Annotated in this window: 21 protein-coding genes; 12 read left to right on the plus strand and 9 right to left on the minus strand. The window is 72.1% G+C overall.

The window, feature by feature from the left end; all coding sequences use genetic code 11:
- Positions 1 to 7: 7 nt before the first annotated feature.
- The 4 genes from ACFYP4_RS23365 to ACFYP4_RS23380 all read right to left on the minus strand — a co-directional run bounded on the left by ACFYP4_RS23365 (position 8) and on the right by ACFYP4_RS23380 (position 3,860).
- Positions 8 to 403, minus strand: a complete 396-nt coding sequence (locus ACFYP4_RS23365; RefSeq protein ID WP_358854365.1) for a hypothetical protein — start codon at positions 401 to 403, stop codon at positions 8 to 10.
- 130 nt (positions 404 to 533) lie between these two features.
- Positions 534 to 1,097 carry a hypothetical protein gene (locus tag ACFYP4_RS23370; RefSeq protein WP_358854364.1) on the minus strand — a complete coding sequence of 188 codons (564 nt, stop codon included), beginning with the start codon at positions 1,095 to 1,097 and terminating at the stop codon, positions 534 to 536.
- 192 nt (positions 1,098 to 1,289) lie between these two features.
- Positions 1,290 to 2,147 carry a DUF4328 domain-containing protein gene (locus tag ACFYP4_RS23375; protein WP_388787719.1) on the minus strand — a complete coding sequence of 286 codons (858 nt, stop codon included), beginning with the start codon at positions 2,145 to 2,147 and terminating at the stop codon, positions 1,290 to 1,292.
- Between the two features lie 114 nt (positions 2,148 to 2,261).
- Positions 2,262 to 3,860, minus strand: coding sequence for a family 20 glycosylhydrolase (locus tag ACFYP4_RS23380; protein ID WP_388787722.1), 1,599 nt, complete (start codon positions 3,858 to 3,860; stop codon positions 2,262 to 2,264).
- Between the two features lie 371 nt (positions 3,861 to 4,231).
- Between ACFYP4_RS23380 and ACFYP4_RS23385 the strand changes: the two genes are divergently transcribed.
- The 9 genes from ACFYP4_RS23385 to ACFYP4_RS23425 all read left to right on the plus strand — a co-directional run bounded on the left by ACFYP4_RS23385 (position 4,232) and on the right by ACFYP4_RS23425 (position 10,856).
- Positions 4,232 to 4,771: a 2-oxo-4-hydroxy-4-carboxy-5-ureidoimidazoline decarboxylase gene (locus ACFYP4_RS23385; RefSeq protein WP_388788200.1), complete on the plus strand. Its 540-nt coding sequence runs from the start codon at positions 4,232 to 4,234 to the stop codon at positions 4,769 to 4,771.
- Between the two features lie 220 nt (positions 4,772 to 4,991).
- Entirely contained in the window at positions 4,992 to 5,372 is a 381-nt protein-coding gene (gene sdhC, locus ACFYP4_RS23390; RefSeq protein ID WP_358854361.1) for a succinate dehydrogenase, cytochrome b556 subunit, read from the plus strand.
- 5 nt (positions 5,373 to 5,377) lie between these two features.
- Positions 5,378 to 5,863 (plus strand): succinate dehydrogenase hydrophobic membrane anchor subunit, encoded by a 486-nt coding sequence (locus tag ACFYP4_RS23395; RefSeq protein ID WP_358854360.1) that lies wholly within the window; start codon positions 5,378 to 5,380, stop codon positions 5,861 to 5,863.
- Between the two features lie 19 nt (positions 5,864 to 5,882).
- Positions 5,883 to 7,637: a succinate dehydrogenase flavoprotein subunit gene (gene sdhA, locus ACFYP4_RS23400; protein WP_388787725.1), complete on the plus strand. Its 1,755-nt coding sequence runs from the start codon at positions 5,883 to 5,885 to the stop codon at positions 7,635 to 7,637.
- On the plus strand, positions 7,637 to 8,416 hold the full coding sequence (locus ACFYP4_RS23405; protein WP_358854358.1) for a succinate dehydrogenase iron-sulfur subunit: 780 nt from the start codon (positions 7,637 to 7,639) through the stop codon (positions 8,414 to 8,416). Before sdhA ends, ACFYP4_RS23405 begins: the two co-directional genes overlap by 1 nt.
- Positions 8,417 to 8,561: 145 nt before the next feature.
- Entirely contained in the window at positions 8,562 to 8,978 is a 417-nt protein-coding gene (locus ACFYP4_RS23410; RefSeq protein ID WP_358854357.1) for a VOC family protein, read from the plus strand.
- 101 nt (positions 8,979 to 9,079) lie between these two features.
- Positions 9,080 to 9,487, plus strand: a complete 408-nt coding sequence (locus tag ACFYP4_RS23415) for a hypothetical protein (protein WP_358854356.1) — start codon at positions 9,080 to 9,082, stop codon at positions 9,485 to 9,487.
- Positions 9,484 to 10,011: a thiol-disulfide oxidoreductase DCC family protein gene (locus ACFYP4_RS23420; RefSeq protein ID WP_388787729.1), complete on the plus strand. Its 528-nt coding sequence runs from the start codon at positions 9,484 to 9,486 to the stop codon at positions 10,009 to 10,011. Before ACFYP4_RS23415 ends, ACFYP4_RS23420 begins: the two co-directional genes overlap by 4 nt.
- Positions 10,012 to 10,022: 11 nt before the next feature.
- Positions 10,023 to 10,856, plus strand: coding sequence for a TetR/AcrR family transcriptional regulator (locus tag ACFYP4_RS23425; RefSeq protein ID WP_388787732.1), 834 nt, complete (start codon positions 10,023 to 10,025; stop codon positions 10,854 to 10,856).
- A 78-nt stretch (positions 10,857 to 10,934) separates the two neighbouring features.
- Here ACFYP4_RS23425 and ACFYP4_RS23430 read toward each other — a convergent pair whose 3' ends face one another.
- A complete protein-coding gene (locus ACFYP4_RS23430; RefSeq protein ID WP_388788203.1) occupies positions 10,935 to 13,346 on the minus strand; it encodes an MMPL family transporter in 2,412 nt (803 codons plus the stop codon).
- A 157-nt stretch (positions 13,347 to 13,503) separates the two neighbouring features.
- On the opposite strand from ACFYP4_RS23430, the gene ACFYP4_RS23435 reads away from it, so the two are divergent.
- Together ACFYP4_RS23435 and ACFYP4_RS23440 are read left to right on the plus strand one after the other, a co-directional pair.
- On the plus strand, positions 13,504 to 14,220 hold the full coding sequence (locus tag ACFYP4_RS23435; RefSeq protein WP_358854354.1) for a response regulator transcription factor: 717 nt from the start codon (positions 13,504 to 13,506) through the stop codon (positions 14,218 to 14,220).
- Positions 14,217 to 15,785: an ATP-binding protein gene (locus tag ACFYP4_RS23440; protein ID WP_388787735.1), complete on the plus strand. Its 1,569-nt coding sequence runs from the start codon at positions 14,217 to 14,219 to the stop codon at positions 15,783 to 15,785. The genes ACFYP4_RS23435 and ACFYP4_RS23440 overlap by 4 nt, the downstream gene beginning before the upstream one ends.
- Here the strand turns inward: ACFYP4_RS23440 and ACFYP4_RS23445 are convergent.
- Positions 15,689 to 17,149 carry a metallophosphoesterase gene (locus tag ACFYP4_RS23445; protein ID WP_388787738.1) on the minus strand — a complete coding sequence of 487 codons (1,461 nt, stop codon included), beginning with the start codon at positions 17,147 to 17,149 and terminating at the stop codon, positions 15,689 to 15,691. The two genes, ACFYP4_RS23440 and ACFYP4_RS23445, sit on opposite strands and share 97 nt — an antisense overlap.
- Before the next feature lie 61 nt (positions 17,150 to 17,210).
- Positions 17,211 to 17,453: an SCO4848 family membrane protein gene (locus ACFYP4_RS23450; protein WP_358854978.1), complete on the minus strand. Its 243-nt coding sequence runs from the start codon at positions 17,451 to 17,453 to the stop codon at positions 17,211 to 17,213.
- Between the two features lie 91 nt (positions 17,454 to 17,544).
- Between ACFYP4_RS23450 and ACFYP4_RS23455 the strand changes: the two genes are divergently transcribed.
- A complete protein-coding gene (locus ACFYP4_RS23455) occupies positions 17,545 to 18,846 on the plus strand; it encodes a D-alanyl-D-alanine carboxypeptidase family protein (protein WP_388787743.1) in 1,302 nt (433 codons plus the stop codon).
- On the opposite strand, the gene ACFYP4_RS23460 is transcribed toward ACFYP4_RS23455, so the two are convergent.
- Both ACFYP4_RS23460 and ACFYP4_RS23465 read right to left on the minus strand, forming a co-directional pair.
- On the minus strand, positions 18,794 to 19,708 hold the full coding sequence (locus ACFYP4_RS23460; RefSeq protein WP_388787746.1) for a YihY/virulence factor BrkB family protein: 915 nt from the start codon (positions 19,706 to 19,708) through the stop codon (positions 18,794 to 18,796). The genes ACFYP4_RS23455 and ACFYP4_RS23460 overlap by 53 nt on opposite strands.
- Positions 19,696 to 20,100 (minus strand): GtrA family protein, encoded by a 405-nt coding sequence (locus tag ACFYP4_RS23465; RefSeq protein WP_358855003.1) that lies wholly within the window; start codon positions 20,098 to 20,100, stop codon positions 19,696 to 19,698. The genes ACFYP4_RS23460 and ACFYP4_RS23465 overlap by 13 nt, the downstream gene beginning before the upstream one ends.
- Between the last annotated feature and the right edge of the window lie 31 nt (positions 20,101 to 20,131).

Here is a 20,131-nt window from a genome sequence, read left to right on the forward strand (position 1 = left end):
CCCCGTCCTACCGGGGTCCCGGCCGCGCCGTCGCGTCCCGGCACAGCAGCCGCAGCGAGCCGTCGCCCGTGTAGCAGCGCCGGGCCTCGTCGACCGGGTCCCACAGCCGCCCGTCGGGGGTGCGGACCCAGTGGTCGCCGCCGCTCTCCCACCATTCCGCGCCGGTCTCCCGGACGAGGACCTCACCCGCGTACGCGCCGAATCCGCGCAGCACGCTCTGCACGGCGGCGTACGGCGCCCCGTCCCGCCGTATCTCCTCGATCATCCGGTCGACGCGCCAGAGGCTCTGCGCCGAGTAGTCGAGCCGCAGCCGTGCGCCTTCACGCATCGCCGCGACCGCGTCCGCCGCCCATCGCACGGGCTTCGTCGCGGCTGAGGGCCTGGTTGCCTGCTGTGCTGTCACACTCCCAAGAGCGCGTACGCGGCGGGATTCGTCACTCCGTCCGGGCGGCTGCGGCGACACCGCGCAGGACCGCCCCACCGTCCCCACGTCCGCCCCGGGACGGTCACAGGACCCTTGCGCCGATCGGCGTTTACACCCGTCCGCGGGCGCGCCGGGACACCACCGCGCGCAGCACGCGCCGCCCTTCCGTCGACGCGTCGAGGGCGGGCCGCAGTCCGCCCGCGCCGTGGTCCGCGAGGAGTTCCAGGACGGTGATCTGGCGTCTCAGCTCGGCCGCGACCAGCGGTGACATGCCGTCCGTGCGGCCCTCGCGGCGGGCCGACACCGGGAACGGGCCGTCGTCGGCGGCGTCCAGCAGCCGGTGCACCCGCAGGGCCGCCTCGGAACAGGCCTCGGCCCACTCGCGCAGGGCGGTGCCGGAAGGCGCCGCCGGTACGGCGTCGAGCATGCGGCGGGTGAGCAGGGCGGCCTCGTCCTCGTCGGCGGGACCCCCTTCCGGCACGCCGGCGTCCAGTTTCGCGCGGACCCCGGCCAGCCGCTCCTCCCACGCCTCGCCGTCCACGAGGCTCGCCCAGAGCGGGCGCAGGACCTCGTCGTCACCGCCCAGCAGCGGCACGCAGCGATCCAAACAAGCCAGTCCGCTCGCGGCCAGGCCCCGCTCGTCGGCCTGAGCGACCAGGTCCACCAGGCTCATCAACGCCTCCTCGAAATCCGTCGAAGTCCCTCGACAGGGCGCCTGTGTCTCACGGAGCCCGCATTTCCCCTTACTGCGTGCGACGGCCCGGGAGTGTCACAGCGGCATCGCGCGGGCCCTGCCGGGCAGCCGGGAGAGGAGGTTTTCGGCCAGGAGCCGGAGCCGGAGCCGGAACGTGATTGAGGGGCGCCGTCAGACGCCGGCCGGTGCCGGGCCCTGCCGGGCCTTCAGGTCCTGCATCCGCGTCAGCCGCAGCACGACGGCGACGGCGAGCGCGGCAGCCGCCACGTCGACGACGTCCGCGAACATCACCTGACCGACGGCCCGGTGGAGCTCGGCGGCCGTGTCCGCCCTGCGGTACGCACTGGACCCGCCCCGTTTGGCGAACAGCGCGACGATCCAGAACGTCCACCAGCAGTTGACGAGCCCGTGTCCGGCCCGGCCGGGCCACGGGCTGCTGGCGTCCCAGATGTCCACCATGATCCGGCGCGGGATCCACAGGTTCACCACCGGCACGAACCAGCCCCAGCCGGCCCAGCCGCGCCCCTTCCGGTGCCCGTGCGGGTCGAAGACCTCGGCGTTGACCCGGGCCCGCCGGAACCAGACGAGGAAGACGACGGCGGTGGCGAGCAGGGCGGCGACCTGGGCCACTCCCGCCGCGAGGTACAGCGAGTCCGCGTGGTCGGCGTCCCGCTCGATCCCGGAGCCGGTCACGCCGTCGGTGAGGCGGCCCGTGACATCGCGCATGGTCACGTCGGCGTAGAGGGCGAAGAGGTCGGTGGCGATCACGAGACCGAGCAGCGCGGCCGTCGCGTTCCCGAGTGCGACCGGCGACCGCAGCCAGGCGGGGCCGTGCGGCGAGTCGAGGGGCGCGGTCCCGAAGGCCGGGGCGCCCGGCGGGCCGCCGCCGGCGCCGAGGGGCGGCGCCACGGGCAGGCCACCCGCGGCGGGGTGCGGGCCGGCCGGTACGGGCGCGGCGGCCGCCGCGCAGTTCGGGCAGAGACTCCCGCCGGGTGTCGCGGCGAAGTGCCGGCAGTGCGTGCAGAGCATGGCGGAGCGGTCCCCCCAAGGGCGCGGTTCACAGGAAGCCGCGCGCGCCTCTCCCCAAGGCGTGCTCCGGCACGCGGAAGATACGGTCCGGGAAGCGCCCGCGTCCACTCCGCGTCAGCGCAGCCCGTCCGCCAGCTTCTGGAAGTCCGCCCAGGACAGCGGCGGTCTGCCGGGGTCCCAGGTCTTCTGGACCATGGCCGCGAGCGGCAGCCGGATCCCGGCCGCCACCTGTTCCTGCGTCTGCGACCGCGACAGGTCGCACCAGACGGCGAAGGTCGCGCCGAGGATCTGGTCGTCGTACTTGGCGGGCACCGGTGAGGTGCCGCGCAGGACGAGCGGGGTCCACTGCTCGTAGATGCGCCTGCCCGTCGGGTAGACGAAGGTCTGCGGCTCGCCGAGCACGTAGTAGAGGAACTCGTCGTTGTAGTTGATCACCTTGCGGCCTTCGCCCAGGTACTCGGCCGGCGGCCGCGCGCCGATCTCCTTGCCGGTCCAGTACGCGACCTGGATGTCGTCGTCCGCCTGGACCTTGCCGCCGCGGAAGAAGCCGTCGTTCCAGGCGCGCACGGTCCGGTCGTGCCCGCGCATCAGCTCGGCGCGGTCGTTGAGCCAGCCGGTCGCCAGGTCGGCGATGCTCGCGCCGGATCCGAAGGTGTTCGCGGCGGCGGTGGCGAGCTGCGGGAAGGAGGCCGCCGGGTTGGCCACGGTCAGGGCCTGGTACTCGTCGGCGCCGAGGTGCCAGTAGGCGCCGGGGAAGAGGCCGGCGTACTCGTTCAGCAGGTCGTCGACGATGTCCGCGGACGCCTGCTGGGAGATGTCGATCGCGCCACGGGTGGCCGTGCCCTGCGCGTTGCGCAGCTGGAGGCCGGGGTGGGCGGCGATCACCGCGCCCAGGTGTCCTGGCGAGTCGATCTCGGGGACGACGGTGATGTGGCGGCTCGCCGCCAGCGCCAGGATGCTGCGGACCTCGGCCTTGGTGAGGTGCTCCTTCGACACGATCTCCGGATGCGAGTCCGACTCGATGCGGAAGCCCTGGTCGTCGGAGAAGTGCAGGCCCAGCTGGTTGTACTTGAGGTCGCCGAGTTCGCGTATCCGGTCCTCGATCCAGCGCGCCGTGAAGTGCTTGCGGGCCGTGTCGAGCATGAACCCGCGCACCGGCTTCGCGGGCTCGTCGCGCACCACGCCCTCGGGAGCCGTACCGCCGCCGTGCACCTCCTGCTTGAGGGTGCGGGTGCCGTAGAAGACTCCGGTTTCGGTGGGCGCGGCCACGGTGACCTGCCCGTTCTTCACGGTCAGCGTGTACGACTCCGGGTCGGCGCCCTTGTCGCCCGCCCCGTTCAGGCTCAGCTCGACGTCGCCGGACCCGGGCTTGGTCTCGCCCGCGTACGACAGCTTGAGTTCCCCGGCGAGCAGCCGTCCCTCGTCCTCGAGGCCGCCGTCGTCCACCACCACGCGTCCGCTCGCCGCCGGGCGCCAGCCGGGGCCCCGGGCGGGGGTGTGCTCACGGACGGCGGGGATCGTGCGGGGGGTCTGCGACAGGGCGTAGGAGCGGGACGGGGAGGGGGAGGTCGCGGCCGGGGACGCCGAACCGCTCTCGCTCGGGGCCGCCGCCCCCGCCGGCCCGCCGTCGCCGGACGGCCAGAAGGCGACGGTCGCCGCGGTGGCGCCCGCCACCAGTACGCCCGCGGCGGCCAGCGCTCCGTTCCTCCCCACGGGGGCCGTCCGGCCCGTCCGGGGCCGGCCGTGGGCCCGCCGCCTGCTCCCGCTCACCGCGTCACGCCCCACGCCTCGGCCACCACGGTCCACTCCACGTCACCCACCGCCTTCTGCGCCTTTCCTCGTGCAGCACGCCGTACGGCTCACTCATGCGTCCCGTCTACTCCTCCACGGTGAACCCAAGCCAACGTCTGCGCCTCCCCACCGTCCACTCGATGTGCTGAAACTTTCTCGTGCGGGTGAAATTCGGACATCGCCCGGACAGGTCCTGACCGGCGTGGATAACGTGGCAGCACTTCTGTCGCCCCCGCCGAACCACACGTGACGTCCCCAGGGGCGCCACCGGATCCCACCGCCGAGGACCCACGCTGCCCGCGCACCGTCTCCCACGTCTCCCCGGCCCGGTCGCCCTGCCGGAGCAGAAGGGCGCGGCCCCGTCCCCGGCCCGCCCGGAGCGGTTCAACGCGGCGCCCGCCGGCGCCGTCGAGCACGCGCTCCTCACCTGCTGCCGCAGCGTGCGCTGGGCCAGACGGCTCACCGAGCACCGCCCCTACCCCGACCTGGGCGCGCTGCTCGCCGCGGCCGACGAGGCGGCGTACGACCTGACGCCCGCCGACCTCGCCGAGGCGCTGGCCGGGGAGTCCCTCACGGCACTCCCGGAAGGCGCCCCGTCCGCCGCGCACACCGCGCTCGGCGCCGCCCACGCCGCGTACGAGAGCCGCTTCGGGCACATCTTCGTGATCTGTCTGGACGACCTCGCCCCCGACGAGGCCCTCGACCGGGTGCTCGCCGGGATCCGCTCCCGGCTCGCCAACGACCACGAGGAGGAGCGGGTCCTGGCGGCGGAGGAGCTCAGGCGACTCGCCCGTGGGCGGATCGCCCGTCTTGTTCACATGTTCGAGGAGTAGGCCGACGCGGGCGGCATCTGCCCGGGATCTACCGATTCCGGGCGACCTGATAGCCCGTACGTGCCTGTTTGATTGCCTGTTTGATCACACAGACGGGCCCGCTGTAAGCGTTCCGACAACTCGTCGCTACGATGGCCGGGGCCGGTGGACCGTACCCGGCCGGGCCCGTCCGACACAGAAGCCGGCGCGGCCCCAATCCCCGCTCCCGGAGGGTTCTTCCGTGCCGGCTGGAACGCTGTACCGCGGCCGGGAAGGAATGTGGTCCTGGGTGGCTCATCGAGTCACCGGCGTCCTCATCTTCTTCTTCCTGTTCGTACACGTCCTGGACACCGCTCTCGTCCGTGTCTCCCCCGAGGACTACGACAAGGTCGTGTCCACGTACAAGACCCCGATCGTCGCGCTGCTGGAGTACGGCCTCGTGGCCGCCATCCTCTTCCACGCGCTGAACGGCCTGCGTGTCATCGCCGTCGACTTCTGGTCGAAGGGCCCGCGCTACCAGAAGCAGATGCTCTGGTCCGTCGTCGGTATCTGGGCCGTGCTGATGGCCGGGGCTCTGTACCCGGTCCTCGGTCACGCATTCCGCGAAGTATTCGGGAGCTGACGCCGATGTCCACTGAGACCACCACCTCCGGTATCGGCCCCGTCGAGGGCGCGGGTGCTTCGCTGTACGGCGTCGACAACCCGGCTCCCCTGATCGAGGCCCCGCGCAAGCGGACCAGGAAGACCCCGAAGTCGACCCGCGGCAACTTCGAGATGTACGGCTGGCTCTTCATGCGCCTGTCCGGCATCGTCCTGGTCGTCCTGGTCCTCGGCCACCTGCTCATCCAGCTCGTCCTCGACGGCGGCGTCTCCAAGATCGGCTTCGCCTTCGTGGCGGGCCGCTGGGCGTCCCCCTGGTGGCAGGCCTGGGACCTGGCCATGCTGTGGCTCGCCATGCTGCACGGCGCCAACGGCCTGCGCACGGTCATCAACGACTACGCCGAGCGCACGACGTCCCGGCTGTGGCTCAAGGGCCTGCTCTACACCGCCACGGTGTTCACCATCCTGCTGGGCACGCTGGTGATCTTCACCTTCGACCCGAACATCCGCTAGGCACGGGGCTGCGAGAATCATGAAGATCCACAAGTACGACACCGTCATCGTCGGCGCCGGCGGCGCCGGCATGCGCGCCGCCATCGAGGCGACGAAGCGCAGCCGCACCGCCGTCCTGACGAAGCTCTACCCGACCCGCTCCCACACGGGTGCCGCGCAGGGCGGCATGGCCGCCGCGCTGGCCAACGTGGAGGAGGACAACTGGGAGTGGCACACCTTCGACACGGTCAAGGGCGGTGACTACCTGGTCGACCAGGACGCCGCCGAGATCCTGGCGAAGGAGGCCATCGACTCCGTCCTCGACCTGGAGAAGATGGGCCTGCCGTTCAACCGCACCCCGGACGGCACCATCGACCAGCGCCGCTTCGGCGGCCACTCGCGCAACCACGGCGAGGCCCCGGTCCGCCGGTCCTGCTACGCCGCGGACCGCACCGGCCACATGATCCTCCAGACGCTGTACCAGAACTGCGTCAAGGAGGGCGTGGAGTTCTACAACGAGTTCTACGTCCTCGACCAGCTGATCACCGAGGTCGACGGCGTCAAGCGCTCGGCGGGCGTGGTCGCGTACGAGCTGGCGACCGGCGAGATCCACGTCTTCCAGGCGAAGGCCGTGATCTACGCGTCCGGCGGCACCGGCAAGTTCTTCAAGGTGACGTCCAACGCGCACACCCTGACCGGTGACGGCCAGGCCGCCGTGTACCGCCGCGGGCTGCCGCTGGAGGACATGGAGTTCTTCCAGTTCCACCCGACCGGCATCTGGCGCATGGGCATCCTGCTGACGGAGGGCGCCCGCGGTGAGGGCGGCATCCTCCGCAACAAGGACGGCGAGCGCTTCATGGAGAAGTACGCGCCGGTCATGAAGGACCTCGCGTCCCGTGACGTCGTCTCGCGCTCCATCTACACGGAGATCCGTGAGGGCCGCGGCTGCGGTCCCGAGGGCGACCACGTCTACCTCGACCTCACGCACCTGCCGCCGGAGCAGCTCGACGCCAAGCTCCCGGACATCACGGAGTTCGCCCGTACCTACCTCGGCATCGAGCCCTACACGGACCCGATCCCGATCCAGCCCACCGCGCACTACGCCATGGGCGGCATCCCGACCAACGTCCGGGGTGAGGTCCTCGCGGACAACACCACGGTCGTCCCGGGTCTGTACGCCGCCGGTGAGGTCGCCTGCGTGTCGGTGCACGGCGCCAACCGCCTCGGCACCAACTCGCTGCTCGACATCAACGTCTTCGGCAAGCGGGCCGGTATCGCCGCCGCCGAGTACTCGGCCACGGCCGACTACGTCGAGCTGCCCGAGGACCCGGCGTCGCTGGTCGCCGCCCAGGTGGAGCGGCTGCGCGGCTCCACGGGCAACGAGCGGGTCGCCGACATCCGCCGGGAGCTCCAGGAGTGCATGGACGCCAACGTGATGGTGTTCCGCACGGAGCAGACGATCAAGACCGCGGTCGAGAAGATCGCCGAGCTGCGCGAGCGCTACCGGAACGTGTCGATCCAGGACAAGGGCAAGCGGTACAACACGGACCTCCTCGAGGCGGTCGAGCTGGGCAACCTGCTCGACCTGGCCGAGGTCATGGCCGTCTCCGCGCTCGCCCGCAAGGAGTCCCGCGGCGGGCACTACCGCGAGGACTACCCGAACCGCGACGACGTCAACTTCATGCGCCACACCATGGCGTACCGCGAGGTCGGCGACGACGGCACCGAGTCCATCCGTCTCGACTACAAGCCGGTCGTCCAGACCCGCTACCAGCCGATGGAGCGTAAGTACTGATGGCTACCCCGACCCTCGACAAGGCGGACAGCGCCGGCAAGCCCGAGGCGGGCTTCGCCGATTCCCCCTACATCACCGCCACCTTCCGGATCCGCCGGTACAACCCGGAGATCTCGGCCGAGGCGACCTGGGAAGACTTCCAGCTGGAGATCGACCCGAAGGAGCGTGTCCTCGACGCCCTCCACAAGATCAAGTGGGACCTCGACGGCACGCTGACGTTCCGCCGGTCCTGCGCGCACGGCATCTGCGGCTCGGACGCCATGCGGATCAACGGCAAGAACCGCCTCGCCTGCAAGACCCTGATCAAGGACATCAACCCCGGGAAGCCGATCACGGTCGAGGCCATAAAGGGCCTGACGGTGCTGAAGGACCTCGTGGTCGACATGGACCCGTTCTTCCAGGCGTACCGCGACGTGATGCCCTTCCTCATCACGAAGGACACGAACGAGCCGACGCGCGAGCGTCTGCAGTCCGCCGAGGACCGCGAGCGGTTCGACGACACGACGAAGTGCATCCTGTGCGCCGCGTGCACGTCGTCGTGCCCGGTGTTCTGGAACGACGGCCAGTACTTCGGTCCGGCCGCCATCGTCAACGCGCACCGCTTCATCTTCGACTCGCGTGACGAGGCGGGCGAGCAGCGCCTGGAGATCCTCAACGACAAGGACGGCGTGTGGCGCTGCCGCACGACGTTCAACTGCACGGACGCCTGTCCGCGCGGTATCGAGGTCACCAAGGCCATCCAGGAAGTCAAGCGCGCGCTGATCACGCGCCGCATCTGACCTTCGAGGCCGGGCCGAAGGCCCCGTTCCCTTCCGGGAGCGGGGCCTTCGGCGTGCCCGGCCCGCGCCCTGGGGCCTGCGCCATGCCGGTGACCGGCTGGTCGGGTTGCCGGGGGAAATACGGATGCCGTTTTAGCCTGACGCCATGTCAGATGACGAGTCGTACGAACTGCTCGGTTTCGACAACGTGGTGCTGCCCGTCGGGAGCCTCGGCGAGGCGGTGGGCTTCTACGAGCGGGCCGGGTTCCCCGTGGCCTTCCGGCTCGACGAGGCCGGGATCGCCCTGCTGAAGGTGGGCAAGGAGACGCCCGGCCTGCTGCTGCGCCTGGACGAGGAGCTGAGTCACCGCCAGCCGCCGTGGGCCACGCCCCGGGTGTGGCTGGAGGTGCGGGACGCGCGGGCCGCGGCCGACGCGCTCGCCGCGGCCGGCATCCAGCCCCTGGACGCGCCCTTCCCGGGTGCGACCGGCTGGACGGTGGAGATCGCCGACCCGTGGGGCAACGTCATCGGCTTCACGGACTACGGCAAGCGCCCCGAACTCGCGCGCACCACACGGCCTTAGCCCGCAGCACGGCGGCCACCACCCTGACTTGAACATGTTCAAAAGCAGGTCTACAGTCGGTCACGACAACGTTTTGAACGTGTTCAACAAGGGGTGGGGACATGGATCTCACAGTCGTCGCGTACGTCATCTACCTGCTGGTCAGCATCGCGCTGACCATCTGGGTGGCGCGCACGCTCAGCCACAACGGGCGGATCTTCCTCGCCGACGTGCTGCACGGGAACGAGAAGCTCGCCGAAGCGGTCAACCACCTCCTGGTGGTCGGCTTCTATCTGGTCAATCTCGGCTTCGTCGCGCTCTACCTGAACCAGGACGACGAGATCGCCGACGCCCGCGGGGTCTTCGAGGCCCTGTCGACCAAGCTCGGCGTGGTGCTGCTGGTCCTCGGGGTCATGCACCTGGGGAACGTGTTCGTCCTGAACAGGATCCGGCGGCGGGGCGTCATGGAGCGGGAGCAGCTGCCGCCCGTCGCGCCGCAGGAGTGGGTCGCTCCCGCGGCCGGGATGTGAGCGGGGTGAACCCGGCGGCCAACGCCGCCGGGCGGGACCGGGACGCCTCGCGCGTCCCGGTCCGCGGGCTCACGGTCCTGTACGACGCCCGCTGCGGGCTGTGCGCGTTCCTGCGCGACTGGCTGGTGAGGCAGCCGCAGCTGGTGCCGCTGCGGCTGGTCCCGGCGGGATCGGAGGAGGCACGGCGCCGCTTCCCCGGGCTCGACCACCGGGTCACCCTCGAGGAGATCACCGTCGTCGGGGACTCGGGACAGGTCTACCGCGGCTCCGCGGCCTGGATCGTCTGCCTGTGGGCGCTGCGCGAGCACCGCCCGCTCGCCCACCGGCTCAGCACCCCGGCCGGGGCGCGTCTCGCCAGGGGGGCGATGCTGGCCGCCGCGAAGTGGCGCGGGACGCACCGGTCCGGAGCCGACGAGTGGGGCGGCCGCACGTACTACGGCGGCGACGGGTGGACCTACGACCCGCGGGCCGGCTGGGTCTACACCCCGCCCGCCTGTGACAGCGGTGCCCGCGCCACTCGTTAGGCTCTGTTCCCGTGCCAGCACCGAACGACAGCCCCGGACCCGACGCGGCGCCCGCCCCCGGTCCCGGCCCCGCCGAGAGCGACGGGCGGAGCTCCGCCGCGGGCGCCGACCGGAGCCCGGCCAAGAGCGAGCAGACCCGCGCCCTGATCCTGGAGACGGCCCTGCGCCTCTTCCAGGAGCGGGGGTACGACAAGACGACCATGCGGGCCATCGCCAAGGAGGCCGGGGTCTCCGTCGGCAACGCCTACTACTACTTCGCCGGCAAGGAGCACCTGATCCAGGGCTTCTACGACCGGATCGGGGTCGAGCACCAGGCGGCGGTGCGGCCCGTCCTGGAGCGGGAGAAGGATCTGGAGGCGCGGATCGCCGGAGTGCTGACGGCGTGGCTGGACGTGGCGGAGCCGTACCACGAGTTCGCGGCGCAGTTCTTCAAGAACGCGGCCGACCCGGACAGCCCGCTCAGCCCCTTCTCGCCGGAGTCGCAGGGCCCGCGCGAGGCGGCCATCGCCATGCACCGGCAGGTGCTCGCAGGTTCCAAGGCGAAGGTCCCGGAGGAGCTGCGGGAGGTGCTGCCGGAGCTGATGTGGCTGTCGCAGATGGGGCTCGTCCTGTACTGGGTGTTCGACCGCACGGAGGGCCGCGAGCGCAGCTACCGCCTCGCCGAGCGGGGGGCCCGGCTCACCGCGCGGGGTGTCTCGCTGGCCCGGTTCCGGGTGCTGCGGCCGCTCGTCCACGAGGTGCACGAGCTGTTCACGGACTTCCTGCCGGGCATGACCAGGGTGCTGCCGGACCCGGCGGCGCGGGGGCGGACGGCGGAACCCGCGGGCGAGCCTCCGACGGAGTGAGGCGGCGCCCCGCCGGGGACGGGCACGCGGCTCCCGCGTCCCGGCAGGGCCTAGCGTCCCCGGCAGGGCCTCGCCGCGCTAGTTCACGGCGTCCACCTCGTCCGCCGAGGCCAGCTCCACGTCGTGCACGAGCGGCTCGTCGGTGACCACCACGTGCCGGGCGCGGGACCCGTACGAGGCGGCGGTGGCCGCCAGCAGATACGTGCCCGGGGCCGGCACCGAGACGATGTAGGAGCCGTCGGCCAGCGAGTGCACCCGGTCCAGCCGGCGCCCGCCCTTGGAGAGCAGGGTGAGGACGGCGCCGTCGACCGGTCGGCCGTCGGCGTCGCGGACCAGGCCGTGGACGACCGTCGCCGCTCCCCCGGCGGCCGGCCCGGCGGGTTCCGTCTCCTCGCGCGGCTCGACCGCCAGATGCGGCAGCCGCCTGTCGAGACCGGCCGGCAGCCACCAGTTCGAGCGCCCGAGCAGATGCATGGCGGCCGGCACCAGCGCCGTACGCAGGATGAAGGCGTCCAGGGCGACCGCGGCCGCCAGCCCGATGCCCGCCATCGCCCCCTCCGTGTCCCCGCTCAGCACGAACGCGGAGAACACACAGATCATGATCAGGGCGGCGCAGTTGATGACCCTGCTGGTCTCGGCGAGGCCGACCCGGACCGCGCGCGCGTTGTCCTTGGTGTGCACCCACTCCTCGTGCATCCGGCTGACCAGGAACACCTGGTAGTCCATGGAGAGGCCGAACAGGAGCGAGAGCATGATCACCGGCAGGAAGGACGTGATCGGGCCCTCCTTGCCGAAGCCGACGGCCTCCACACCCCAGCCCCACTGGAAGACCGCGACCAGGACACCGAAGGACGCGGCGGCCGCGATCAGGTTCATCAGGGCCGCCGTCAGCGGGACGACGAGGGAGCGGAAGGCGACGAGCAGCAGCAGGAACCCGAGCACGATGATCGTCGCGACGAAGTACGGGAGCCGGTCCCCCGTCACGGCCGCGAAGTCCTTGAAGACCGCGGTCACGCCACCGACGTACGCCTTCGTGCCGGACTCGGGGATCACCTCGTCGCGGAGCTCGTCGATGAGCCGGTCCGTCTCCTCGGACTGCGGTGACGTGCTCGGGACGACCTGGATGACGGTGATGCCGCGCGCGGGCGGCGCCGCGGCCACCTGCTCGACCCCGTCCACCGCCTCGATGGCCGACACCAGGCCGGACGCGTCGCCGCGCTCCACGACGACCTGGAGCGGCCCGTTGAAGCCGGGCCCGAAGCCCTCGGCGAGCAGGTCGTAGGCCTGGCGGGTCGTCGTAGACGTCGGCTGGTTGCCCTGGTCGCTGGTGCCCAGCCGCAGCGACAGCACGGGAATCGCCAGCGCGGCCATCACGACCACCGCCGCCAGGGCGGTGGAGCGCGGGCGCCGCTGGACGTACGCCGACCAGCGCGCCGCGAGGCCGCTCGCCTGCTCCGGCTCCGGTCCCCTCGCGGCCAGCCGGCGGCGCTGGCGGCGGCTGAGGACCCTCATGCCCAGCAGTCCGAGCAGCGCGGGCAGCAGGGTGACGGCCGCGAGCACGCTCAGGACGACGGTCAGCGAGGTCGCGATGACGACACCGTCCAGGAAGCGCATGTTCATCACGAGCATGCCGGCGAGGGCGATGCAGACCGTGCCGCCCGCGAACAGGACCGCGCGGCCCGAGGTGTTGAGGGCGGTGACCGCCGCGTCCTCGGGGGCGGCGCCGCGCAGGATGCCGCGCCGGTGCCGGGTGACGATGAACAGCGCGTAGTCGATGCCGACGCCCAGGCCGATCAACGAGCCCAGCAGCGAGGCCACTTCGGGCACGTCCGTGACATGGCTGAGCAGGGTCGTCGACATGAGTCCGGTGCCGACGCCCGCGATAGCGATGACGATCGGCAGCAGCATCGCGAAGAGGGCGCCGAAGGCGAGGAAGAGGACCACGGCGGCGGCAGCGATGCCGACGACCTCGGCGAAGCCGGTCGGCGGCTCCTGGATCCGGGTGATCGCCTGCCCGCCCAACTCGACCCGCAAGCCGTCCTGTTCGGCGTCCTGGGCGCGGTCGACGACGTCCTGCACCAATTCCTTCGGTACGGCGTTCGCCTGTTCCTCGAAGGTGATCTGGGCGTAGGCGGTCCTCCCGTCCTCGCTGATCTGCGCCGCACCCCGGGAGCCGGCGTACGGTCCGGTGACCTGGCCGACGCCCTTCATCCTCCCGATCTCCTCGAGGGCGGGCCCGATCCGGGACCGTACCGACGCGTCCCGCACGGTGCCCTCGTCGACCTTCCAGACCACCGTGTCGGTGTCGCCCGAGCTCTGCGGGAAGGCCTTCTCCATCAGGTCGTACGCGCGCTTGGAGTCCGTGTCCGGGAGGGAGAAGACGTTCGAGTAGTCGGTCCCCGCGGCTGAACCCGCCGCGCCGAGACCGAACAGGGCCCCCACCCACAGCAACAGGACCACCAGCCGGTGCCGGTAGCACCACCGTGCCAATGTCGTCACGCTCTACGCTCCTTCATCGGGTCCCCCGGGTCCTGAACCCCAGGATCCCGTCGGACACGCACCCGGCGACACGGGCCACCCGGGACTCTCAGGGAACTCCAAAGCGGGAGCCGCCCCAACTGCCGTGCCGCACCCGGATACTGGGGGCATGACCGGTCACGAGGGAGCGTCCGCCGGGGGCGGCGAAGGCGCGACCGTCCTCGTCGTCGAGGACGAGCCGAGCATCGCGGACGTGCTGGCGATCGCCCTGCGCTACCACCGGTTCGCGGTGATGACGGCGGGCACCGTCCGCGAGGCACTGTCCCTCGCCGAGCGCACCAGGCCCGACGCGGCGCTGCTCGACGTGATGCTGCCGGACGGCGACGGCCGTGCCCTCGGCCGTGAACTGCGCTCCCGGCAACCGGACCTGGCACTCGTCTTCCTCACCGCCCGCGACGCGCCCGCCGAGATCGTCGGCGCGCTCGGTTTCGGCGACGACTACATCACCAAGCCGTTCAACATCGACGAGGTGATCGCCCGGATCACCGCCGTACTGCGCCGGACGCGTCCCGCGGACGTGCTGCCGCAGCGCCCGCCGCTGCGCTACGGCGACCTGGAACTGGACGAGTCGACGTACTGCGTCCACCGCGCGGGCCGCTCCGTCGAGCTGACCCCCACCGAGTACGCGCTGCTGCGCTTCCTGGTCCGCAACGGCGGCCGGATCGTGCCGAAGGAACAACTCCTGCGGCACGTCTGGCAGTACGAGCACACGCCCGCCGAGTCGACGGTCGTGGAGACCTACATCAGCTATCTGCGGCGCAAGCTCGACACCCTGGGGGCGCCCGTGATCACCACGCGGCGGGGTGTCGGATACGGGCTCGCGTGAGGTTCTGGCGCCCGCGGCACGGGATCCACTCGCTGCGCGGCAAGCTCACCCTGGCGAACGTGGCGCTCCTCGCCCTCGGCATCGTCATCGCCACCGCCGTGAGCCTGATGGGCATGCGGCACTATCTGCTCGACCAGGTCGACGCCGAGCTGGTCAAGACGCGCTCGTCGATGGGCGGTTCGCAGCTCACGCTGCGGCAGATCGAGTCGCTGACCGCCCTCGCGGTCGTCCGGGACCGGCTTCTCCTGCCCACCGGCGACTCACCGGACCCGGACGCGATCTTCACGGCGGTGGACCGCCGGGGCGAGGCCGTCGCCCTCGGCGGTTTCGCCCCCACCGCCGGCCAGCGCGAACTGGCCGCCGCGGTGGACGATCCACGCGCCCTCGCGGCCGACGCCGAGCCGCGCGACGTCACCGTGCACGGCGCCGCCTACCGGGCCACGGGGGCGCGGCTGGCCGACGGATCGTACGTCCTGTTCGCCACCTCGACCGACGGACTGCACAAGGGCGTCGCGAAGGCCCTCAAGCTCGATGTGGCCGTCGGAACACTGCTGTTGGCGCTGCTCGCCGCCCTGACGATGATCAGCGTGAGCCGCCGGACGCGGCCGCTGGAGGCCATGGTGGAGACCTCGACGGCGATCGCCGAGGGGGACCTGACGCGGCGCGTGCCCTCCAGCCACCATCCGACGCAGGAGGTCGAACAGCTGCGGCTCGCCCTCAACTCCATGCTCCACCAGGTCGAGTCGGCCCACCGGACGCGGGAGCGCAGCGCGGCCCAGCTGCGCCGTTTCGTCGGGGACGCCTCGCACGAGCTGCGCACCCCGCTGTCGGCGATCCGCGGCTATCTCCAGCTGTACGACAAGGGGATGCTGCGCGCCCCCGAGGAACGGGCCCGCGCCTGGGAGCGGGTGAACGCGGAGGCCGACCGCATGAGCCGCCTGGTGGACGAACTCCTGACGCTGGCCCGCCTGGACCAGAGTCCCGAGCTGCGGTTCAGGAACGTGGACCTGAGCGCCCTGGTACGGGACGCGGCCGAGGATCTGCGGGCCCAGCAGCCGGACCGGCCGGTGACCGTGGGCGCCGAGGGAAAGGTCCTCGTGCACGCCGACGAGTCGGGGCTGCGCCAGGTGCTCGGCAACCTCGTGGCCAACGTCAGGACCCATACGCCCGCCGACGTGCCGGTGCGGATCGGGCTGGAGCATGCGGACGGCGTCGTACGCGTGTGTGTCGCGGACCGGGGGCCGGGGCTCGCGGACGACGACGCGGCCCGCGTCTTCGACCGCTTCTTCCGCGCGGGAGGCAACGCGGGCAGCGGCCTCGGGATGGCCATCGTGCAGGGCGTGGTGGCGGCCCACGGCGGGGAGGTGGCGGTGCGCACGGCACCCGGCGAGGGGCTGGCCGTGACGGTGACGCTGCCGACGTGCTCCCACGGGCCCCGGCCGGACCGGGAGCCGGCGGGCGGCCGACCTCACGCCCGCTTCGACGCCAGCTCCACGACCGTGATGTCGGAGGGGGCGCCCACGCGGACCGGCGGTCCCCAGGCCCCCGCGCCCCGGGAGACATAGAGCTGGGTGTCGCCGTACCGTTCGAGACCCGCGACCGTCGGGTTGGCCAGTTCGGCGACGAGGTTGCCGGGCCAGAGCTGGCCGCCGTGCGTGTGGCCGGAGAGCTGGAGGTCGACGCCGTGCTCGACGGCCTCGTGGATCTGGACCGGCTGGTGGGCGAGGAGCACGCACGCGCGTGCCGGGTCCCGGTCCCCGAGCGCCTTGCCGAAGTCGGGCCCCTGGCCCTCGCTCTCGCCCTGCACGTCGTTGACGCCCGCGAGGTCGAATCCGGCCAGTTCCGTCCGGGCGTTCTCCAGCGGGTGGAGGCCCAGTTCCCGTACCTCGCGCACCCACTCCTCGGCTCCGGAGAAGTACTCGTGGTTGCCGGTGACGAAGTAGGCGCCGTGGCGCGCGCGGAGCCGGGCCAGGGGTGCGGCGGCCGGTCCGAGGTCCTTGACGCTGCCGTCGACCAGGTCGCCGACGACGGCGATGAGGTCGGGCTGCGTGGCGTTGATCGTGTCGACGACCCGGGCGCAGAAGTCCCGGCCGAGGACGGGCCCGAGGTGGATGTCGCTGACCACGGCGATCCGGAATCCGTGCGCGGCGCGCGGCAGCCTGGCCAGCGGCACGGTGACCCGCTTGACCGCGGGCCCGCGCAGGACGCCGTACGCCCCGTGTCCGACGGTCCCCACGGCGACGGCGGCCGCGGCACCGCCCACGACCCGTGAGACGAACAGCCGCCGGGAGGGTGCGCCGCGCGTCACGGTGCCCGCGCCGGCACCACCGGACACACCGCCGCCGTCGCACGCCGCCCCGGCCGCACCGGACCGCGCGCCCGCGACAGCGTCCGGGGTCTCCGCGACAGTCGGCTCCACACCGGCACCGGCACCGGCACCGGGAAGGCCACCTCGGCCCGAGCCGGAGCCCGCGGGCCCGACGGCCGCGGGCTCGCCGGGCCGCCCGGCCGCGGAGCCCGTACCGGCGCCCGTTCCGGCAGGACCCCCGGCACCGGACGGAACCCCGGCGTCCGCCTCCGCGGCGGGCGACGGAGCGCCGGAGGCCGCCCGCCGCTCCGTCGCCCGGCGCAGCAGCGGCCGGACCAGTTCGCCCGCCGCCAGCGCCAGCAGGAGGTACATCGACAGGGCCATCCACAGGAACCCCGGCCAGGCCAGCGCCCGCTGGAGCGGGAAGGGGGCCCCGCCCCGCTCGGCGGCCACCGCGGCGAACATCAGGACCGGGCCGGCGACGAACACCGCCGTGCCGGCGCGGCGGGCGGGCCCGGGACCGCGCGTGGTGTCGCGCACCAGGCGGCGCCACACGTACCAGTGCAACGCGCCGAACGCGGCCAGTACCGCCAGCCCGATCAGCACGAGGACGACGACCATGACGCAGCAACCCCCGCGGTTCGCAGATGTGATGTGCCCGAACGACTCGCCCGCCGGTTCCCTACGGCGTGCGGCGCAATGCGCGCAGACCGCGCAACCCGATGGCCCCGACGATCGTCCCCAGAACAAAGGAGACGACGGCCAGAGTCAGGTGCACCCAGAAGTACGCCGTCGGGTCGCCCGCGTCGTCAAAGGCGAGCCCGCTGCCGTCCTTGACAAGGTTCTTGACGAAAGTGATCCAGATGACCCAGCTCCACACCCCGAAGGCGAGCAGGAACCAGGAGACGGGACGGCTGAGCTTCATGAGTTCAGTATCGTCGCCGGCCGGCGGACACCGCGGCCGGGGTGGGGAGGGCGGCGGGACTTCCGGTGCGCGGCCCTGTACTTTCTCGACCGTGCCCGTCTCGAAACGGACCGCCAGGTATCGCCTGCCGGTCGCTTCCGCCGCCCTGTTGTCGTTCTCGCTGTCCCTCTCCCTCGCGGCGCCCGCCTTCGCCGACGCGACACCGAAGGCGACGCCGCCCGCCTCCCCGTCCACCGGACCCGCGGACGCGCCCCCGGCGGGCATGTCGACCGTGGGCGGTGCCCGCCTCGGGCAGGCCGGGACGCAGGTGAACCTCGGCAGCGGCGCCCCGGTGCTGCCCAAGGACGTGACCGCGCGCTCCTGGATCGTCGCCGACGCCGAGTCGGGTGCCGTCCTCGCCTCCCACAACGCGCACTGGAGGCTGCCCCCGGCGAGCACCCTGAAGATGCTGTTCGCGGACACCGTGCTGCCGAAGTTCCCGAAGACGCGGAAGCACCGGGTCGAGGCCTCCGACCTGACGGGTATCGGCTCGGGCTCCAGCCTGGTCGGGATAAAGCAGGGTGAGACGTACTCGGTCCACGACCTGTGGCTCGGCGTCTTCCTGCGCTCCGGCAACGACGCCGTGCACGTCCTGTCCGCGATGAACGACGGCGTGGAACGGACGGTGGCCGACATGCAGGCGCACGCCGAGGAACTCCAGGCCCTGGACACCCACGTGGTGAGCCCCGACGGCTACGACGAGAAGGGCCAGGTGTCGTCGGCGTACGACCTGACGCTGATCGCCCGGTCGGGGCTGCAGAAGAAGGACTTCCGGGAGTACTGCTCGACGGTGCGGGCGTCGTTCCCCGGTGCGACGACGAAGAACAAGAAGGGCAGGACGTCCCGCGAGTCCTTCGAGATCCAGAACACCAACCGGCTGCTGGCCGGCGACAGCGACATCGCGCCGTACCAGGGCATCGCGGGGGTCAAGAACGGCAACACGAGCAACGCGGGCGCCACCTTCACGGGTGTCGCGGAGCGCGACGGCAGGGTGCTGCTGGTCACCGTCCTGAACCCGAAGAAGGACGAGCACAACGAGGTGTACAAGGAGACCGCGCGCCTCTTCGACTGGGGCTTCACGGCCGCGGGCAAGGTGGAGCCGGTGGGCGAACTGGTCGCGCCGAAGAACGCGCAGGCCACCGCCCAGCCGGGGGCGAACGCGTCCGGCACCCCGGAGAGCAACGCCTCCACGAAGCCGGTGGCGGCCTCCTCCGCCGGCCGGGGCGACGCGAGCGGGATGGCGACCGCGCTGGCCGTCGCGGGCGGGCTGCTGGTGCTCCTCGCGGGCGCGGTGTTCCTGGTCAACCGCCGGTGGCCGGTACCGGATCTGATGCGCCGCCGGACGCGTCGCTGACCTCCTCGTGCTCCGCGCTGCTCGGCGTCGCCGTCCACGCGGCGCAGAACAGCACGAGCTTCGAGGTGAAGTTGATCCACAGGAGCAGTGCGACGGGCACCCCGAACGCGCCGTACATGCTCTTCGAGGCGACGCCCTGGATGTAGCCGCTGAGCAGCAGTTTCAGCAGTTCGAACCCGACGGCGCCGATCAACGCGGCCACCACCAGCCGGCGCCGGGTCGGCTCGACGCCGGGCAGCAGGGTCAGGACGTACAGCAGGAGCAGGAAGTCGGCGAGGACGGCGACGAGGAACGCGGCGACGTGCAGCAGGACGCTGCCCCAGCCGCCCTCGTCGAGGCCGAGCCGGCCTGCACTCCAGCCGACCAGGGCCGAGGCGAGGGTGGACGCCGCGATGGTCGCGAGGACGGCGCCGCCCAGCCCGAGGAGCACTCCGCCGTCCTTCAGCTTGCGCAGGACCGGGTTCTCCTCCGCGTCGTCCAGCTCCCAGACGGCGCGCAGGCACTCCCGCATCGAGCCGACCCACCCGATGCCGGTGAACAGCAGCACGGCACCGGCGATGACCCCGACCGTGCCGGCGTTCTGCACCAGGCCGTTGATGTCGAGCTGGTCGGCGATGCCGGGGATCTGCTCGGCGATCTTGTCCTGGATCTCCCGCTGCTGCTCCGTGCTGAGCGTCGCCGCGGTGACCGCGGCGGACACGGTGAGCAGCGGGAAGAGCGCCACGAAGCTGATGAACGTCATCGCCGCCGCGAGCCGCGTCCACTTCACCCGGTCCAGACGCTCGTACGACCGCCACACGTGCGTCTCCATCAGCCGCGCGACGAGCGGGCCGATTCCCGGGAGCTTCTTCAGCCAGTCCATGCTCCGCCTCTGCCCTCCTTGCGGAACACCCATGTCCGTGTGCCCCAAAAGCGCAGGATCGTGGCGAGTGCCATGCCGACGCCCGCGCCGGAGACGGTGTCCGCGCGCCGCGAGGTGAGGCCGAGACCGTAGTGGCTGACGGCGATGCAGAGGAGCTGGACGAGGGCGCCCGCGAGGTTCACCGCGAAGAAGACGGCGTACCGGCGCAGTCCGCGGGTCCCCGTGTGCCGGTAGGTGCCGAGCGCGTTGCCCGCGTACGCCACCGAACAGCCGGCCACGAACGAGAGCGCCTTGGCGGTCAGCGGATCGAGGCCGGCGGGTCCGCGCAGCCAGACGAAGAGACCGAGGTCGGCGGCGTAGGCGAAGACCCCGACGACGGCGAAGCCGAGCAGTTCCCGCGCGAACGACCGCTCGCGGGGGAGC

It is taken from the genome of Streptomyces sp. NPDC005551 (genome assembly GCF_042871785.1).
GTDB lineage: Bacteria > Actinomycetota > Actinomycetes > Streptomycetales > Streptomycetaceae > Streptomyces.

Bases quoted from the DNA above. Each gene is read 5' to 3' on its own strand.
- ACFYP4_RS23370 (WP_358854364.1), bottom strand. From the start codon at position 1,097: ATGAGCCTGGTGGACCTGGTCGCTCAGGCCGACGAGCGGGGCCTGGCC.
- ACFYP4_RS23375 (WP_388787719.1), bottom strand. From the start codon at position 2,147: ATGCTCTGCACGCACTGCCGGCACTTCGCCGCGACACCCGGCGGGAGT.
- ACFYP4_RS23395 (WP_358854360.1), top strand. From the start codon at position 5,378: ATGTCCACTGAGACCACCACCTCCGGTATCGGCCCCGTCGAGGGCGCG.
- sdhA (WP_388787725.1), top strand. From the start codon at position 5,883: ATGAAGATCCACAAGTACGACACCGTCATCGTCGGCGCCGGCGGCGCC.
- ACFYP4_RS23405 (WP_358854358.1), top strand. From the start codon at position 7,637: ATGGCTACCCCGACCCTCGACAAGGCGGACAGCGCCGGCAAGCCCGAG.
- ACFYP4_RS23410 (WP_358854357.1), top strand. From the start codon at position 8,562: ATGTCAGATGACGAGTCGTACGAACTGCTCGGTTTCGACAACGTGGTG.
- ACFYP4_RS23415 (WP_358854356.1), top strand. From the start codon at position 9,080: ATGGATCTCACAGTCGTCGCGTACGTCATCTACCTGCTGGTCAGCATC.
- ACFYP4_RS23435 (WP_358854354.1), top strand. From the start codon at position 13,504: ATGACCGGTCACGAGGGAGCGTCCGCCGGGGGCGGCGAAGGCGCGACC.
- ACFYP4_RS23445 (WP_388787738.1), bottom strand. From the start codon at position 17,149: ATGGTCGTCGTCCTCGTGCTGATCGGGCTGGCGGTACTGGCCGCGTTC.
- ACFYP4_RS23450 (WP_358854978.1), bottom strand. From the start codon at position 17,453: ATGAAGCTCAGCCGTCCCGTCTCCTGGTTCCTGCTCGCCTTCGGGGTG.
- ACFYP4_RS23460 (WP_388787746.1), bottom strand. From the start codon at position 19,708: ATGGACTGGCTGAAGAAGCTCCCGGGAATCGGCCCGCTCGTCGCGCGG.